The sequence below is a fragment of the Gulosibacter chungangensis genome (genome assembly GCF_008831155.1).
Lineage (GTDB): Bacteria > Actinomycetota > Actinomycetes > Actinomycetales > Microbacteriaceae > Gulosibacter > Gulosibacter chungangensis.
In genome coordinates, this window is the sequence record NZ_WBKB01000001.1 from 1 (window position 1) to 17,349 (window position 17,349).

Annotated in this window: 11 protein-coding genes; all 11 read right to left on the bottom strand. The window is 58.6% G+C overall.

The genetic code is table 11. The features are described from left to right. Positions 1-159 precede the first annotated feature (159 nt). The 11 genes from F8O05_RS00010 to rpoC all read right to left on the bottom strand — a co-directional run bounded on the left by F8O05_RS00010 (position 160) and on the right by rpoC (position 17,294). Positions 160-1,143 carry a class C sortase gene (locus F8O05_RS00010; RefSeq protein ID WP_225735647.1) on the bottom strand — a complete coding sequence of 328 codons (984 nt, stop codon included), beginning with the start codon at positions 1,141-1,143 and terminating at the stop codon, positions 160-162. A 97-nt stretch (positions 1,144-1,240) separates the two neighbouring features. After that, complete coding sequence (locus F8O05_RS00015; RefSeq protein ID WP_192496957.1) at positions 1,241-2,722, bottom strand: SpaH/EbpB family LPXTG-anchored major pilin; 1,482 nt, start codon at positions 2,720-2,722, stop codon at positions 1,241-1,243. 137 nt (positions 2,723-2,859) lie between these two features. Further along, positions 2,860-5,892, bottom strand: a complete 3,033-nt coding sequence (locus F8O05_RS00020) for an LPXTG cell wall anchor domain-containing protein (RefSeq protein ID WP_158050665.1) — start codon at positions 5,890-5,892, stop codon at positions 2,860-2,862. A gap of 647 nt (positions 5,893-6,539) precedes the next feature. Further along, the gene (gene tuf / locus F8O05_RS00025) at positions 6,540-7,730 is read right to left on the bottom strand and encodes an elongation factor Tu (protein ID WP_158050667.1); all 1,191 of its coding nucleotides are present in this window, start codon (positions 7,728-7,730) and stop codon (positions 6,540-6,542) included. A gap of 130 nt (positions 7,731-7,860) precedes the next feature. Beyond that, the gene (gene fusA / locus F8O05_RS00030; protein ID WP_158050669.1) at positions 7,861-9,975 is read right to left on the bottom strand and encodes an elongation factor G; all 2,115 of its coding nucleotides are present in this window, start codon (positions 9,973-9,975) and stop codon (positions 7,861-7,863) included. A 102-nt stretch (positions 9,976-10,077) separates the two neighbouring features. Then, on the bottom strand, positions 10,078-10,548 hold the full coding sequence (gene rpsG, locus F8O05_RS00035) for a 30S ribosomal protein S7 (protein ID WP_026937633.1): 471 nt from the start codon (positions 10,546-10,548) through the stop codon (positions 10,078-10,080). After that, the gene (gene rpsL / locus F8O05_RS00040; protein ID WP_026937634.1) at positions 10,548-10,919 is read right to left on the bottom strand and encodes a 30S ribosomal protein S12; all 372 of its coding nucleotides are present in this window, start codon (positions 10,917-10,919) and stop codon (positions 10,548-10,550) included. Before rpsL ends, rpsG begins: the two co-directional genes overlap by 1 nt. A gap of 70 nt (positions 10,920-10,989) precedes the next feature. Continuing rightward, on the bottom strand, positions 10,990-11,118 hold the full coding sequence (locus tag F8O05_RS15135) for a hypothetical protein (RefSeq protein WP_263970261.1): 129 nt from the start codon (positions 11,116-11,118) through the stop codon (positions 10,990-10,992). Positions 11,119-11,235: 117 nt separating this feature from the next. After that, complete coding sequence (locus F8O05_RS00045; protein ID WP_158050671.1) at positions 11,236-11,691, bottom strand: hypothetical protein; 456 nt, start codon at positions 11,689-11,691, stop codon at positions 11,236-11,238. Between the two features lie 2 nt (positions 11,692-11,693). Continuing rightward, positions 11,694-13,169 carry a hypothetical protein gene (locus F8O05_RS00050; RefSeq protein WP_158050673.1) on the bottom strand — a complete coding sequence of 492 codons (1,476 nt, stop codon included), beginning with the start codon at positions 13,167-13,169 and terminating at the stop codon, positions 11,694-11,696. Between the two features lie 240 nt (positions 13,170-13,409). Beyond that, positions 13,410-17,294: a DNA-directed RNA polymerase subunit beta' gene (rpoC, locus tag F8O05_RS00055; protein ID WP_158050675.1), complete on the bottom strand. Its 3,885-nt coding sequence runs from the start codon at positions 17,292-17,294 to the stop codon at positions 13,410-13,412. Positions 17,295-17,349: the final 55 nt, after the last annotated feature.

Here is a 17,349-nt window from a genome sequence, read left to right on the forward strand (position 1 = left end):
GAATGCAAAGATCCGTCAATTCATTACTGGCTGGAACGATCGCAAGCACCCATTCGTGTGGACGAAAACTCCGGAACAGGTACTCGCGAAAGCCAACCCTCAACGAACTTCAGAAACGCGACACTAGAGCGTTTCGATAGCCCCGGATTCACTTTTCTTTCAGACTCCAACTTTCTGAGGAATTTCGCCCTTGGAATCATCCGTGGGGCCGTCATTCGTTGCGTTCCATTTTGATTTCTTTGCGGGAGGCGCCTGGTATCCAGAGCGCCAGATGTAAACCACGAAAAGCACCAATACGGTTCCCAAAACCACAGTCCACCAGGGGAATCCGGGGAGATTGGGTTCTGCCGCTGCCGATTCGATGTCGCCGATCGGAGTCGGCGTAATTCGTTCAGCAGTTACAAGAATGCGGTGCGAGTTGATACCCAAGGGTGTACACGTCACCAATGTGATCAGATCCCGATCGGGATCCGCGACGATCTCTTGAGTCTCTTCTGGCTTGATCACCTGAATCTCAACGACTTTATACGTGAGCACCTCGTCGAGCACAGATACCGTAAATGTGTCGCCCATTTCAGCTTTATCAAGGTTGGTAAACAGCGTCGCAGAAGGTAAACCTCGGTGGGCCGTCAGAACGGAACGAGTACCAACACCTCCCACAGGAAGAGACGTACCTTCGAGGTGGCCAACACCGTGCTCAAGAATCTCATCACTCGTGCCGTGATAGATCGGTAAGTCAATTGCCAAATCTTCATAAAGCAGCCGCCCCATAAACCCCTCACCGGAGGTGTTGAGCAGGTCGTCATATGCAACACCATCAGTGGTCGCAGTCTCCTGACCGACAGCTATATTTGCGTTGGCTGCGTAAACCGCGCCACTGGCAAGTTCATCATTGTATTGACGCGCTTTAGCCATTTCTTCGGCACGAAAAGTTTCATCGGAATTCGGTGGTCGGTCCATTGCTTCCATTGCGAGCGACGTCACTAGGGACTGTTCTCGCTGTGAGAACCAAGCGGCGACTTGAGGGTAAAGAAATACACAAGTACCCACAAGGATGCACAGGGCAGCAATGCCTTGTGTCCAAGGAAATCTCCACCGTTTCTTGATTCGCTTCTGGGTGGATGCGTCACCAGCTTGGTTCACCGTAGAGCCGTCCTTTGATTCCGTTGAGATAGGTCTGGCGGCGGTACCCGAAGGTACCGCCGCCAGATGTATTCAGACGATGCTGATCAGGATCAGACTACGCTGCCTGGTTGCGTCGGTGACGCTGCCAGAGAATCGCACCAGTACCCGCCGAGACCAGCAGGAGACCAACAATGGTCAGTGCGAGAGTACCCTGCGCACCAGTCAGCGGGAGCTCAGGACCATCAGTTCGTGCGTTGACAACGTTCAGCGTCACGAGGTTGGAAGTGCCTGGGCGAATCGTCACTGCGTTCTCAAAGTCCACTGCCGTGTGGCCCGCCGGTACAACGGTCTCGTATACGCAGTAGACCTTGAATGGGTCACTAAGCGGTCCATTGGAGTTCGCGACCCACAGGCCGAGCGGGCTTGCGGGCGTTGCACCCTCCCATTGAACAACGCCGGCCGCGTTCGAGGTACCTGTTGCGATGGCACCTGTTGCAGGAGCGTCATCTGCGCAAGTTCCGGCTGCGGAAGCCTCGAACACCTGGAACTCAGCCCCTGCAAGTGTGGTGCCCTTATCGTCTTTCTTGTTGATGAGCAGTTCACCCCAGTAGGTGTAGGGGACAACAGTTCCCGGAGTTGGAGTCCCGTTGAACTGGCTCTCGTAGTCATCGTTCGGGATGGTTCCATCGCCAACCTCAAGAACCTTGGTGTCGAAGACGATGTTCAGCGTCCCACCCATGTTCGCGTCGAGGATTGCACGCCCAGCTTCAGTGAATGTCCACACCAAGTTGTCGGAAACTGTGTAGTGGGTTCCCTGGGTCAGGTCAGTTCCGCCGATAGTCATGACCGTCGAGTCCGCTACGTACTCCAAGCGAGAGTCGAGAACATCAGTGATGATGGCCTCATTGAAAGTTTCGTCGTTGTTCAACGTTGGAATGGGAACATCAAGCGTCCATTCAACGGTGCTGCCAACGACAAGTTCTTCTTGGTCTTCTTCGATGGTCTTGGTGGGCTCTTCCTGGAGCTGGTTCTTCGGGTCAGCGACCACGTCGTAGTTCCACCCTGTGCCATCGTTACCAACCGAGGTCGGGATGGAGACGTAGAAGTCCGGTACTGGCGATACGATCGGGTGCTCGCCGGGGTCGGTTTCCTGAACGAAGTAGATGCCCACGTCAAGATTGAAAACAACCTGGCCATTAGTACCAGTTACGTCGTCCTGAGCGACGTCCGTGAGACAGAATGGGGCAGCGGGAGTCGATGGAGCCGACGCGAAGAGACCGCTTAGGCCATCCCAATCTGCTGCGTCAGTGAGGTCGATGGCTTCACAAACTGTGGGGTCTGTGGTGGAGATGCGGCCTACCTGCGTCACCGTGAATTCAACGCCATCGAGTAGGTTCTCAGGGTTGGGATTTGCCGTGTGACCACCCGAGTACTTGTTGATCGTCAGGGTACCGCTAGTCGGGGCACCGGGCTGGTCCGGTCCTACATCTACTGCGGCTGATGCTGCCGTTGCAAACGCCGTGACGCCTGTGAGCCCGAGGGCCAGTGCGCCAACACCCGCGGCAAGCCGTCGGATTGTTTTTTTCTTGCTGGTCATTTTTGCCTTGTTCCTTTCAATTCTCGGCCCATACGCCGGGACCATGAGGAGGTGTTTTCGATGTGTTCATCGGCGTAGTGCCGAATTGATGGGATGGATAAGGATGGTTGATCTGGAGTTGAAGTTTTGGCTGTCATCTAGGCGCTTTCTCCTCGCCTGCGACGGATCTGGATGAACGTTGCCGCTGCGGCCCCTAGGCCGAGGACGACGAGTCCAGCGATGATGAAGGCGTCACGCCCGATGCCACCGGTAAGTGGTAGCTCTGGGCCATCGATCGAAGTGTTCGTGATCGGGTCAATCACCCAATTCAGGCTGAGCCCTTCACCCGCACCGACTCTGAACTCGATTGGTGTCGCATCCAGCGCGTAGCCAGCCGGAGCCTTCGACTCAGTGAGTGTGTAGGTACCCCAACTCAGGTTCGTGAGGTTGAACTGACCGGCAACCGCATCCTGATCCTTGAACGCGCCTACTTCGCAGGTCGCCTCGGTGCAGTCAATGATGAGAGCCGGGCTGTTTTCTTCGATGCCAGGGCCAGTCAGGGTCCATTCCGAGCCTGCAAGCAGAGCACCTGGGTCACCGTTGTCAATCTTCGACCAGACGACTGAACCCGGTTTGTCGGCATTCGTGAGAGTACAACTTGCGTTGTCTCCATCTGCAAGCGTGATGACGTTATTCTCGTCGATCTCCAGGTCAGTGGTTTCGGTACCAACAGTTAGGACACAGACGATGTTTTCCAGCTCATAGCCTTCGGCAACTGCTGTGTCGTCACCGCTGAAGAACTCGTCGATCGTGTAGTCACCAGCCGCAACTTCCTGGGTTTCGCCACTCTCAAATTCGAGGGTGTCACCGGTGCTCGGCTTTGCAGTTAGCGTCCAGTCCTCGGTGTTTTCTTCAGCTCCATATTGGATATTGAAGTCCTTGATGAGTTGAAGGCTTGTCGACTGCAATTTGTTGACGAAGCCACATTCGACTCGAGTGCCAGGCGTAATCCCGGTAAGCGTGTCGCCGGTTTCGTCTTCAAGCTCCACCGTGGAGGTCGTACCGTTTGGCGCAGTGACCACACACTGGGCAGACACGAACTCATAGCTGGGCTTCTGCGTTTCAGAGATCGCAACGCTGGCGCTGCCGCCAGTGTTATTGAACCGAATCTTCCAAGTAGCTTCGCCACTATCATTCGTCGTCAGCGTAGATCCAGTCGGGCTGACAGTGATGGATCCAGTCGTTGCAGTTGCCGCAGCACCAACTGTCCACCCGACCCCCGGTTCTGGGTTCTCACCGTCTACGTCGAGCACCGTCTTATCTATGACGACGTGCGCAACAAGCGGCTTATTGGTGATCGTGCAGACTACTGCAACTCCCGATACTTGTGGGATGGTCACCGATCCACTTGTTCCCGTGCCGGAACTTAGGTTCGTGCTCCCGTCCGTGCAGACCCATGAGGTCTGGTAATCAGCAAGTGTGGACGCTGAACCACTCGCCATGGCTTCTGTGAACGAATAGATGTGTCCAGCAACTGCCGGGAACGGCCCAACGCCAACTTCTTGAACTCCCGGTGCATCCCCGGTAGTCGTTGCGGTGCCAACCGTGGTACTGCCGGTGGTCAACGTCATCAGGAACTGATCCGAAACGTCTACCCTTCCACCGTCAATGTCTTTCAGGACCTGGATGGTTGCGGGCGAATTGCAGCTCGCGAGGTCGGTACTCCCGCCACCAGTAATTGTTGTGGTGTTAGGAGCAACCGGCTGCCAAGTAGATGGATCGTAGTGGTAGATCGTGGTTCCGGAACCCAGATACACCGTTCCGTCCCCATCAAACGCAAGTCCGTTGACAGATGCGGGCGTATCTCCAGAGAGGCTCAGGGTCGTACCGAGGCTTACCGGAATGTTTCCCCCATTCGCTGCCGCAAGGTTTGCAGCAGTAACTGTAGCGATAGCCACGTTCGAACTATTGTTCTGGTTCCAAATTACGTACAGGTTTCCGGCAGCATCAAAGGCCATGTCTCCGTTACCGGTCGCATTTTGGCCGGTGTTGTACTGCCCCTTGAACGTAACTTGCTGAGTCGTCGGATTGAACTCCCAAAGCCGGAAATAGACCGTAGTCGTTTGATTGTTTCCGCCGCCGCTAGTGACCGCGGCGTAACCGCCGTAGAGATAGTTGCCAGTACTCAGATCTACGGCACCAGCGATGATCCCCGTTGAAGCACCATTGACTTGCACACTTGTCCAGTCGCCGGTGACATAAGTGCCAGTATCCGGATCATATTGGATCACTCGTACTGCATTGTTTTGGCCACCGCCATCACGCTCGACTGCGAAGATGGTGCTTCCGTCTGCACCGATACCAAGTGCGTTGTAATCATTCTGGTCGCCGAGGTCGATTTGTGTGTAGGTTGTGCTTCCTCCACTAACCGTCTGACGGATCTGCCCGTTCGCACCACCGATGCTGTATACGTACCCGGGTTGGCAAACGGGGGTGTATTTGCCGGTCGTTCCGCCGTTGAACGTGAGGTTCAGATTTCCGAAGTCATAGGTCTGGTTGCTCCAGCTGTTGTTCGAAGACATCTGGTTCCAGCCACTCGATGCCGCCGAGTACCCGAACGGTGCGCTTGCAATTTGTACCCGCCAACGGCTGTTCGTACCGGTAATTGCCGCGACCTCAGACCTTGAAACGAGGAACTCGCCTGGATCAGGATCAGCGTCGAGCCCGCTGTAACCCGGTTGGCCGATGTTATCCACGACCTCGTACTCAGTTCCCCAGTTCTGGTTGCTCTGTCGAGGACCTTGGAGCGTGACGGTGGCCCCACCTACGAGTGCATTGCCGCTGCTGTTTCGTACATCCCAATAGAGATACGGAGGATTCACCTGTTCAGGTCCCACCACGAAAGGAACGATTGTCGCGGCTTCATCTTCCGTATCGTCTTCTAAGGACTTCTCGTTTGGCGTTTCACTTGTTCCGGACGCGTCGTCCGTGTCCAGAGACTCGGAGTCTTGCTCCGCTGGCACTTCGGTACCCTGCGTGTCAGCATCCTGAGTGTTGGACGGTGCCTCAGTCGGCGAGTCTGCTTCTTCTTCAGCAGCCAGTGCTGTCGCTGGGATCGCAATAGATGACGCAAGAACTAACGCCGCTGCGGCCGCAAACGGCCTGTACCAGCGTCTGAACGTAACGGGCATATCGGCTCTCCTGCACTAAAAAGACACGACAAATAATGCCTGGGTAGTGGCCTGCTTTTTAGCTAATTCGGACCAGCCATGGTTCCGAAAACTCGAAACTAGAGGCTTAGCGGCCGTTATCAACCCGACACATGCATGAGCATACGATGCGATTTGCCTGTTAGTTAGCCGTTATCGCTTTTCTTGTAGCTTTCCGCACAAATAGCAAACTTAGCCACCGTTTGGATGCCGGTCGACACCAAATATGGACCACCAGCGCACTCAACACGACTCTCGCCACCGCCTTGCATCCTCATGCAACACTCCTCAACACGCGACTTTTACACCCGCCAAGCACGGAAAGTCAAATCTGGTTCCTAAATCAACAACATTCATTAATCTTGAGCCACAATTTGTTTTATCAATCACGATTAACTAACAACGCTTTTGACCTTTCCTTGAATTCTTCGAATCGGAAATTCGCGAGTTTATATAGCTTCATGACTCCTTCTTAATAGGCCGTCTATATTTTTCTTCTAGGTTCGGCACCAAAATCTTCTAGGTTCCGGAAACGCCAAAAGGGGGCCGAGCAGCAAAGCTGCTCGGCCCCCTTTTGGTTGTTCCCTCTAGAAACGCAACCTAAAGTCGCGACTCAGGGAACAGGGACGTTACTTGATGATCTTGGTAACGGTACCAGCGCCAACGGTGCGGCCACCCTCACGGATAGCGAAGCCGAGGCCCTCTTCCATAGCGATCGGCTGGATGAGCTCGACCGACATGTCAACAGTGTCACCAGGCATAACCATTTCCTTGCCCTCAGGCAGGGAGATAACGCCGGTCACGTCCGTGGTACGGAAGTAGAACTGCGGGCGGTAGTTCGTGTAGAACGGGTTGTGGCGGCCACCCTCATCCTTCGAGAGGATGTATGCGGTGCCCTCGAAGTTGGTGTGCGGGGTGGTGGTACCCGGCTCAACAACAACCTGGCCGCGCTCTACGTCTTCACGCTTGAGACCGCGAAGCAGCAGACCACAGTTCTCGCCGGCCCATGCCTCGTCGAGCTGCTTGTGGAACATCTCGATACCGGTAACGGTGGTCTTCTGGGTGGGACGGATACCAACGATCTCGACGTCCGAGTTGATCGCGAGGGTACCGCGCTCGGCACGACCGGTCACCACGGTGCCACGACCGGTGATGGTGAAGACGTCCTCAATCGGCATGAGGAACGGCTGGTCACGGTCACGGACGGGGTCCGGAATCTTCTCGTCGACAGCTTCCATGAGGTCGAGGATCGACTGAACCCACTTCTCTTCACCCTCGAGAGCCTTCAGAGCCGACACGCGAACAATCGGTGCCTCCTCGTCGAAGCCCTGCGAAGCAAGGAGCTCCTGAACCTCGAGCTCGACGAGCTCAAGGATCTCTTCGTCGTCAACCATGTCCGACTTGTTCAGTGCTGCGAGGAGGTAGGGAACACCCACCTGCTTCGCGAGCAGAACGTGCTCACGGGTCTGCGCCATCGGGCCGTCAGTAGCGGCAACCACGAGGATCGCGCCGTCCATCTGAGCAGCGCCGGTGATCATGTTCTTCACGTAGTCAGCGTGACCCGGGGCGTCAACGTGTGCGTAGTGACGCTTCGGGGTCTCGTACTCGATGTGCGAGATGTTGATCGTGATACCACGCTGGCGCTCTTCCGGAGCCGAGTCGATGGTGCTGAAGTCACGCTGGACGTTGGTGTCCGAAGGGTACTTGTCAGCAAGCACCTTCGAGATCGCTGCGGAGAGCGTCGTCTTACCGTGGTCAACGTGACCGATCGTTCCGATGTTTACGTGCGGCTTGGTCCGCTCGAACTTGGCCTTGGCCACTATGGTCCTCCTCAGGACAGTTTCTTGGATTCACCCCACGCTTGAGCGTGAAGCAAGTCTTGGAAATTTGGGCAGATGATTATGTTACCTGGCGATTCAAGGGTGAACCTCCGGGTGGTCGAGCTAAAGCTTACTCGCCCTTGCTCTTCTGGATGATCTCGTCGGCAACTGCCTTCGGGACCTCCGCGTAGGAGTCAAACTCCATCGAGTACACAGCGCGACCCGAGGTCTTGCTGCGAAGGTCACCGATGTAGCCGAACATCTCGGACATCGGAACGAGCGCGCGAACCAGCTTGACGCCCGAGGCGTCTTCCATTGCCTGGATCTGACCACGACGCGAGTTCAGGTCACCGATGACATCACCCATGTACTCCTCAGGCGTGCGCACCTCAACCTTCGCGAGAGGTTCGAGCAGTGCCGGGCTCGCCTTGGGAGCAGCTTCCCGGAAGGCCATAGAACCGGCGATCTTGAACGCCATTTCAGACGAGTCAACATCGTGGTACTGACCATCAAGGAGGGTAGCCTTCACGCCAACCAGCGGGTAGCCGGCCAGCACACCGACGCGCATAGCATCCTGGATACCTGCGTCAACGGAAGGAATGTATTCACGCGGAACGCGACCACCGGTTACGGCGTTCTCGAACTCGTAGATCTTCTCGCCCTCAACCGCCATCGGCTCGAGCTTGATCTGGACCTTCGCGAACTGACCAGAACCACCGGTCTGCTTCTTGTGCGTGTAGTCGTACTTCTCGACCGTGCGGCGAATCGTCTCGCGGTACGCAACCTGCGGCTTACCGATGGTTGCTTCAACCTTGAATTCGCGCTTCATGCGGTCAACAAGAACGTCGAGGTGCAGCTCACCCATACCGGAGATCGTGGTCTGGCCAGTCTCCTGGTTGAGCTCGACACGGAAGGTCGGGTCCTCTTCGGCAAGCTTCTGGATCGCGGTACCGAGCTTCTCCTGGTCAGCCTTCGAGTTTGGCTCGATGGCAACCGAGATCACCGGCTCCGGGAAGGTCATCGACTCGAGCACAACCGGCTGGTCGATCGCGGAGAGGGTGTCGCCAGTCGTGGTGTCCTTCAGACCGATCGCAGCGTAGATGTGGCCAGCGCTAACCGACTCAACCGGGTTCTCCTTGTTGGAGTGCATCTGGAAGAGCTTACCGATGCGCTCCTTCTTGCCCTTGGTGGAGTTGAGCACCTGGGTGCCCGCCTCAACGTGGCCCGAGTACACGCGGATGTAGGTGAGACGACCGTAGAACGGGTGAACCGCGACCTTGAATGCGAGAGCCGAGAACGGTGCATCCACCTTGGGCTCGCGAATGATCTCGATCTCTTCGTCCTTGACGTCGTGACCGATCATCGGGGGAACGTCCAGCGGCGAAGGCAGGAATCGAACGACGTTGTCGAGCATGGGCTGGATACCACGGTTCTTGAACGCGGTACCGCACATGACGGGGAACGCCTCGGTGTTGATCGTCAGCTCGCGGATACCAGCGTAGATCTCGTCTTCGGTGAGCTCTTCGCCACCGAGGTACTTCTCGAGGAGCTCTTCGTTTGCTTCAGCAACGGCCTCAATGAGCTCCGCGCGGTATTCCTCAGCGCGTTCCTTGAGGTCGGCCGGGATCTCCTCAACGACAGCGTCTGCACCGGGAGCAACGACGCCCTTGGCATCACCGCGCCAGGTCAGCGCTTCCATCTTGATGAGGTCGACAACGCCGACGAATTCGTTCTCAACACCGATCGGCAGCTGGACCACCAGCGGCTTGATGCCGAGGCGGTCTTTGATGGTGCCTACCGAGTAGTAGAAGTCCGCGCCGAGCTTGTCCATCTTGTTGATGAAGCAGATACGCGGAACGTTGTACTTGTCAGCCTGACGCCACACCGTCTCCGACTGCGGCTCAACACCTTCCTTACCGTCGAACACCGCGACGGCGCCGTCGAGCACGCGCAACGAACGCTCAACCTCAACCGTGAAGTCAACGTGACCCGGGGTGTCGATGATGTTGATCTGGGTGTCGTTCCAGAAGCAAGTGGTAGCAGCTGAGGTAATGGTGATACCACGTTCCTGCTCCTGAGCCATCCAGTCCATGGTGGCCGCACCGTCGTGGCTCTCACCAATCTTGTGGTTGACGCCCGTGTAGAACAGGATGCGCTCGGTAGTAGTGGTCTTACCAGCATCAATGTGGGCCATGATGCCGATGTTGCGAACCTTTTTAAGGTTAGTTTGCACGTCCTGTGCCACGGATTATCTCCCGTAAGTAGATCTGGTTGAGGGATGCGATCGATGTAACGAACCGACCGGCCAACACGCATTAATACAGCATCGTGTTGACCGGTTCGTTTACTACCAGCGGTAGTGTGCGAAGGCCTTGTTGGATTCGGCCATCTTGTGCATGTCTTCGCGACGCTTGACAGCTGCGCCAAGACCGTTCGATGCATCGAGGATCTCGTTGGTGAGACGCTCGGTCATCGTCTTCTCACGACGAGCCTGTGCGTAGCTGGTCAGCCAACGCAGTGCGAGGGTGTTCGCACGAACCGGCTTTACCTCTACGGGAACCTGGTAGGTCGAACCACCAACACGACGCGAGCGAACCTCGAGCGTCGGGCGAACATTGTCGAGCGCCTTCTTGAGGGTCGCGACTGCGTCTTCGCCGTTCTTCGCGGCAACAGCCTCGAGGGCACCGTAAACGATGCGCTCGGCCTGCGACTTCTTGCCGTCAACGAGAACCTTGTTGATGAGCTGCGTAACGACCGGCGAACCGTAAACCGGGTCGGTTACGATCGGGCGCTTGGGTGCTGGGCCCTTACGAGGCATTACTTCTCCTTCTTCGCACCGTAGTGGCTACGGGCCTGCTTGCGGTCCTTGACAGCCTGGGTGTCCAGTGCGCCACGAACGATGTGGTAACGAACACCGGGGAGGTCCTTCACACGACCGCCGCGAACGAGCACCATCGAGTGCTCCTGCAGGTTGTGACCCTCACCCGGGATGTAGGCGGTGACCTCAGTGCCGTTCGACAGCTTCACGCGAGCAACCTTGCGCAGAGCCGAGTTCGGCTTCTTGGGGGTGGTGGTGTAAACACGGGTGCAGACACCGCGCTGCTGCGGGTTTGCCTTAAGGGCAGGCGACTTGGAGCCCGACACCTTGGGCTTGCGGCCCTTGCGGACCAACTGCTGAATCGTTGGCACTTGTTTGATCTCCTTGGATTGTTGTTTGCTTTCGCAGTGCTGCTGTTGCAGCAACGGCAGGTACCTTCACTCAGAACTCAAGAACCACATCCAGGATGTGTTTCGCAGAGTCGGTAACGCCCGCGGCTTCGGAATTTTCCCCGTAGCTCCGGCTCACGCAGACTCGCACGAGAGCGATGACCGCGCGCGTTTCAGGCACGCCGATAAATGATGTACCGAACCAGCTTACCCATATAGCAAAATACGGTCAAGCTCCGGGCAACCTGCGACACGCCCGGGACGGTCCGTCAGACGGCTCGCATCCCGTGTTTCTGCCCTAGTTTTCAGTATGGGTTCGCAGTGTCAGGGAATCGAGGATGCGATCCAGATCTTCTCGAATCGCGCGTTCCTGCACTTTGAGATACGTGGCAATCGACGTCACCACGAGGGTGTCCGCCGCAACCTCAAGCAACTGTAATCGATAGCGAGTGCGCACGAGTAGCCCATTCGCATCCTTGGCTTCACTCGTGAGTTCCACTTGCGGGGGCTCTCCCCCGAGGTCACTCGTCGTGAGCACTCTCGCGCCGGCCGTCTTCAGCTGCTGGGAGACGATTTGGATGGCCGTCTCACCCGAGACATGATCGGGCCATTTATCGAGGGTTACCAAGATATTCGGGGTGAAACCCTGGGTTGCGACCCGGTGTCGTGCGCCCCCGATCGTGCCTTCCCATTCGAAGTCCTCCCAGGTATTCGGCAGGTCGAAGGATGCGCGAAGTTGCGGCCCGGTAGTCATGGCTAGTTCGATTCCAGCGAGGCGGGGCTCGTGATGGCGCTGAGTTCGCGTTCTTCCGCCACACGACGTTCATAGTCGGCCTGGTCCCGCTGGTTGAGCTTGATGACGCGTCGACCGCGAGCTGCGATCAGTCCGCCGACCCAGTTCGCTGACTCCCGCGCCGCAATGAAGGCAATCAGCGCACCGGGGAGGTTTTCCGCACCGCGAATCGCGTCGAAGAGCGCTTGGTTCGACCATGCCCCGCCGTTGATGACGTCTTGCGCCGCGATACCGACATAGTGGCCGCCGAACGCGAGGAATGCGAGCAGCACGCTGGCGAGAATGTAGGACCACCAGCCGGCGCGGTTCGAAATCACTGACCAAAGGATCATGACCACGGCAAAGACCGCAACCGGCACGTAGAAGGCCGCGGTCCCCGCAAAGGCCCATGCGTCGCCGAGGATATCGGCACCCGGGGTGAAGATAAAGCGTGCCGTCGAGAACGCGAACGCGTAGAGCGCCGCAAAAACGATCGTCGTGATTACCGCGAGGACGAGTGCGAAGGTACGGTTGCCGCGCTTGGTGGGCGGTACGATCAGTCCCTCGGTGGATGCCGTTCCCAGCATTGCGTCTTCGAAGGCTTCGTCATCGCGACGGCGTTCCTCCTCGGCAAGCGCATCCGCGTCACTGATCGCGTCAGTGCTCTCGTGTGTCTCCGTCTCGGTAGCCTCGACCAGCTCGGTGTCGACCACGGCGGTTTCGACCGAGGCAGCATCCTCTTCCTCGGCGGCCGGAGGTACCGGTGCCTCATACGGAATCGTGCGCGAACGCTCGAGGGCCTCGTCGAGGCGGCTGCGGCCCGTCGATTCGCTCACGGTCGATTCGCTCGCAGCAGCTTCGGGAACTGCCGCGGTTTCGGGAGCCGCAGTGTCAGTCGCCAGGGTGGCTGCGGCTGGGCTCCCCACGTCGGCAGCGTCGTTCGAGTCGGCGCGGTTGGATGCATTGCTGGGTTCGGATGCACTGCCGGGCTCAGATACACGGCCTGGCTCGGATGCACTGCCGGGTTCGGTAGTCAGGGTCACGTCTGCCTCTTCAATAGGGGTGTCGTCGGTCGCGATTTCGGGGGCGGCCTCCCCCGTCACCGATTCGGTTTCCGCTTCGAAGGACGGCGTCGACGCTGACTCCTCGGTTACTGGCGACGGTTCGCCAGCATCCTGTTCTTCGGCAATGAATTCGCTGGGGTCGATCGTGTCGCGCGTGTCGCTGGCTTGCACTGTGTCGTTGGCATGCCCTGCGTCGCCGGTGTCGGCGGCCTCGCTGAGGTCACCTGTGTCACCAGTGTCTGTGGTGTCGGCGACTAGGGAAGCCTCGGGCATCGGGGCAGGGTCCTCTGCCTGCGCGCGTTGCGTTCGGTTCACGGCAGGCAGCAAATGCGGGTCGACGGTCGAACGGGGTCCGTCATCAAAGGGCTGCGGTGTCGAGCGCTGCTGATCGTTCATAGGGTCACTGTAGGAGGAATGTTCTTCAATTCTGCGCATCCACGCGGGGCGGCACAGTTTTGCAAGCAGGAAGCAAAGTTCGGCAGGAAACAAAAAGCTGGCCGGATGGCTACCTTGCGGCAGCCTTCCGGCCAGCTTCAATCGTTCCCTGAGTAGGAGCGAAGCGACGTATCGAAGGGTGGCAGTTGGTGCGCCCTTCGATACGGCTACGCCTACTCAGGGATCGCTACGGGAGCGTGTTTAGTTGTTGGGTTCGAGACCGAAGTCGAAGTTGTCACCTTCGCTGAAGGCGTCGAAGTCCGCGTACGACAGGCTGTCGCCGAATTCTTCGCTCGACTCAACGTAGGGGTAACGCTCCGCGATTGCCTCTTCCGTCGGCTCCACAACCTGCTCCGCGTAGGCGGGCAGACCGGTACCGGCGGTGATGAGACGACCGATGATGACGTTCTCCTTGAGGCCCAGCAGCGGGTCAGCCTTCTGTTCCATAGCCGCCTGCGTCAGTACGCGGGTGGTCTCCTGGAACGAAGCGGCCGACAGCCACGACTCGGTAGCCAGCGAAGCCTTGGTGATACCCATGACCTCGGGGCGACCGGATGCGGGGCGCTGGCCTTCCTGCACGGCCTGGCGGTTCTGTGCCTGGAAGCGCTGGCGGTCAACGAGCTCACCCGGGAGCATGTCGGTTTCACCCGAGTCGTTGATGGTGACCTTGCGGAGCATCTGGCGAACAATAACCTCGATGTGCTTGTCGTGAATCGGCACACCCTGGCTGTTGTACACCTCTTGCACACCCTTGACGAGGTACTTCTGGACCGCGGTGGTACCGAGAACCTCGAGCACCTCCTTCGGGTCCAGCGGACCTTCGACAAGCTGCTTACCGGGTTCGACCCGCTCGCCGTCCTCGACGAACAGTTCCGAACGCTTTGAGACGGGGTAGGTCATGACCTCTTCGTCCTCGGCATCCGGGGTCAGGATGATCTTGCGCGAACGCTCGGTGTCCTGGATCGAGATGGTACCGGCGAACTTCGCGAGGTTGGCAGCACCCTTCGGGGTACGCGCCTCGAAGAGTTCCTGCACACGCGGCAGACCCTGCGTGATGTCAGTACCCGACGCCACACCACCGGTGTGGAAGGTACGCATCGTCAGCTGGGTACCGGGCTCACCGATGGACTGCGCGGCGATAATACCGACCGCTTCACCCATGTCCGCGAGGTGGCTCGAGGCCATCGAACGGCCGTAGCACTTCGAGCAGACACCGACCTGCGATTCACAGGTCAGCACCGAACGAACCGCGACTTCCTCGATGCCCGACTCGTAAAGGCGCTCGATGAGCACGTCACCGACCGGCTCGCCGGCCTGCGCGAGGATCTCGCCCGCCGCATCCACCACGTCGGTGGCGAGCGTACGTGCGTAGACCGAGTTCTCGACGTTGTCGGCCAGCTCGCGCTCGCCAGCGGCGTTCAGCTGCGCGATCGGCAGCTTCAGGCCCTTGCGGGTGCCACAGTCTTCTTCACGGATGATGACATCCTGCGAGACGTCCACCAGACGACGGGTCAGGTAACCCGAGTCGGCGGTCTTCAGCGCGGTGTCAGCCAGACCCTTACGGGCACCGTGCGTGGACGAGAAGTACTCGAGCACGGTGAGGCCCTCACGGTAAGAGTGGATGATCGGACGAGCGATCTTCTCACCCTTCGGGTTTGCCACGATGCCTCGCATACCGGCGATCTGACGAACCTGCAGCCAGTTACCGTTCGCACCGGCGGTCACCATTCGGTGAATCGAGTTGGTGTCCGGGAACTGCTCGCGGGTGTCTTCCGCAACCTGCTCGGTCGCGGCTTCCCACAGCGCAATCGTCTTCTCGCGGTACTCGGCCTGGCTCGACAGACCCATGGCGTAGTCCTCACGGAGTTCGGCAACCTTGGCCTCGGTCTCCGCGATGATCTGTTCCTTGGTGTCCGGCACCACGACGTCGGCAACCGAAAGCGAGATACCCGAACGGGTAGCCCAGTAGAAACCGGCGTCCTTGATGCGGTCGAGGGTTGCGGCAACTACATCCTTGTCGAAACGCTCGGCGAGGTAGTTCACCACATCCGACAGACGACCCTTGGTCATCCGGTCCTCAAGGTACGGGTAAGTTGCGGGCAGCAGCTCGTTGAAGAGCGCGCGACCGAGGGTGGTCTTCAGCGCAAACGGCTTACCGGCAACGAAGCCCTCGGGCTCCTGACCCGGGAGGAAGGAAAGCCCCTCGAGGCGGATCTTCACCGGTGCGTTGAGGTGCAGCGTGCCTTCATCCTGCGCCATGATCGCCTCGGCAACCGAGCCGAAGGAACGACCGGCGCCCTGCGCATCCTCACGATCGAAGGTGAGGTGGTAGAGACCGGCGACCATGTCCTGCGAAGGCAGGGTCACGGGGCGACCGTCCGAAGGCTTCAGGATGTTGTTCGAAGCGAGCATGAGCACGCGCGCCTCGGCCTGTGCTTCCACCGAAAGCGGCAGGTGCACGGCCATCTGGTCACCGTCGAAGTCGGCGTTGAACGCCGAGCAAGCCAGCGGGTGCAGCTGAATGGCCTTACCTTCAACGAGCAGCGGCTCGAACGCCTGGATACCCAGACGGTGCAGGGTTGGTGCACGGTTCAGCAGCACGGGGCGCTCACGGATGACCTCTTCGAGCACGTCCCACACCTCGGGCTTGGCGCGCTCAACCGAGCGCTTGGCAGCCTTGATGTTGGATGCGTGGCCCAGGTCGATGAGTCGCTTGATGACATAAGGCTTGAACAGTTCGAGCGCCATCTGCTTCGGCAGACCACACTGGTGCATCTGCAGCTGCGGACCCACGATGATCACCGAACGGCCCGAGTAGTCAACACGCTTACCGAGCAGGTTCTGACGGAATCGACCCTGCTTACCCTTCAGCATGTCGCTGAGGGACTTGAGGGCACGGTTACCGGTACCGGTCACGGCGCGACCGCGGCGGCCGTTGTCGAACAGCGCGTCGACGGCCTCCTGCAGCATGCGCTTTTCGTTGTTCACGATGATCTCGGGGGCACCGAGGTCGAGCAGGCGCTGCAGACGGTTGTTGCGGTTGATCACACGACGGTAGAGGTCGTTGAGGTCACTGGTCGCGAAGCGGCCACCGTCAAGCTGCACCATCGGGCGAAGCTCCGGCGGGATCACCGGGATGATGTCCAGCACCATGGCTTCGGGCTTGTTGTCGGTCTGCAGGAACGCGTTCACCACGCGCAGACGCTTGATGGCGCGGATCTTCTTCTGACCCTTACCGTTCTGGATCTGCTCGCGCAGCGACTCGGCCTCGGTCTCGAGGTCGAAGTCACGCAGACGGTTCTGGATTGCCTCGGCACCCATGTGGGCCTCGAAGTAGTCGCCGTAGCGGTCCTCGAGCTCGGCGTAGTCAGCGTCATCGGGCTTCAGTTCGCCAACCTTGAGGTTCTTGAACGATTCCCAAACGCGCTCCACCTGCTCGATGTCGCGGTCGAGTTCCTTGCGGATGCGGGCCATGTCCTTTTCGCCAGCATCCTTCGCCTTCTTGAGCTGGTCGGCGGTGGCGCCTTCCTCTTCAAGAGCCGAGATTTCCTTCTCGAGGGTGGCGAGGCGCTCGTTGATTGCCGAGTCGCGCTGGTTCGCGCGAGTCTGCACCTCGAGGTTCTTCTCCTTCTCGAGGTCCGAGAGGTCGTCGTGGCGACCTTCCTCGTCAATCGAGACGACCATGTAGGCCGCGAAGTAAATGACCTTTTCGAGGTCCTTCGGCGCCATGTCGAGCAGGTAGCCGAGGCGCGAGGGCACGCCCTTGAAGTACCAAATGTGGGTTACCGGAGCGGCGAGCTTGATGTGGCCCATGCGCTCACGGCGAACCGCGGACTTGGTGACCTCAACACCACAGCGCTCACAGATGATGCCCTTGAAGCGCACGCGCTTGTACTTACCGCAGGCACACTCCCAGTCGCGCGAAGGACCGAAGATCTGTTCACCGAACAGACCGTCCTTCTCGGGCTTGAGGGTTCGGTAGTTAATGGTCTCGGGCTTCTTAACCTCGCCACGTGACCAACCGAGGATGTCCTCGGTCGTCGCCAGCCCAATGCTGAGGCTGTCAAACTTGGTTGCGTCGATCAATTCTGATTTCTCCCTAGTTACTGGGCTTCTAAAAGCTTTGCTTCGTTGTCGAGCT

What these genes read in the sequence shown, in the direction of transcription:
- F8O05_RS00015 (WP_192496957.1), bottom strand. Translation starts at nt 2,722, where the DNA reads ATGACCAGCAAGAAAAAAACAATCCGACGGCTTGCCGCGGGTGTTGGC.
- F8O05_RS00020 (WP_158050665.1), bottom strand. Translation starts at nt 5,892, where the DNA reads ATGCCCGTTACGTTCAGACGCTGGTACAGGCCGTTTGCGGCCGCAGCG.
- rpsG (WP_026937633.1), bottom strand. Translation starts at nt 10,548, where the DNA reads ATGCCTCGTAAGGGCCCAGCACCCAAGCGCCCGATCGTAACCGACCCG.
- F8O05_RS00045 (WP_158050671.1), bottom strand. Translation starts at nt 11,691, where the DNA reads ATGACTACCGGGCCGCAACTTCGCGCATCCTTCGACCTGCCGAATACC.
- F8O05_RS00050 (WP_158050673.1), bottom strand. Translation starts at nt 13,169, where the DNA reads ATGAACGATCAGCAGCGCTCGACACCGCAGCCCTTTGATGACGGACCC.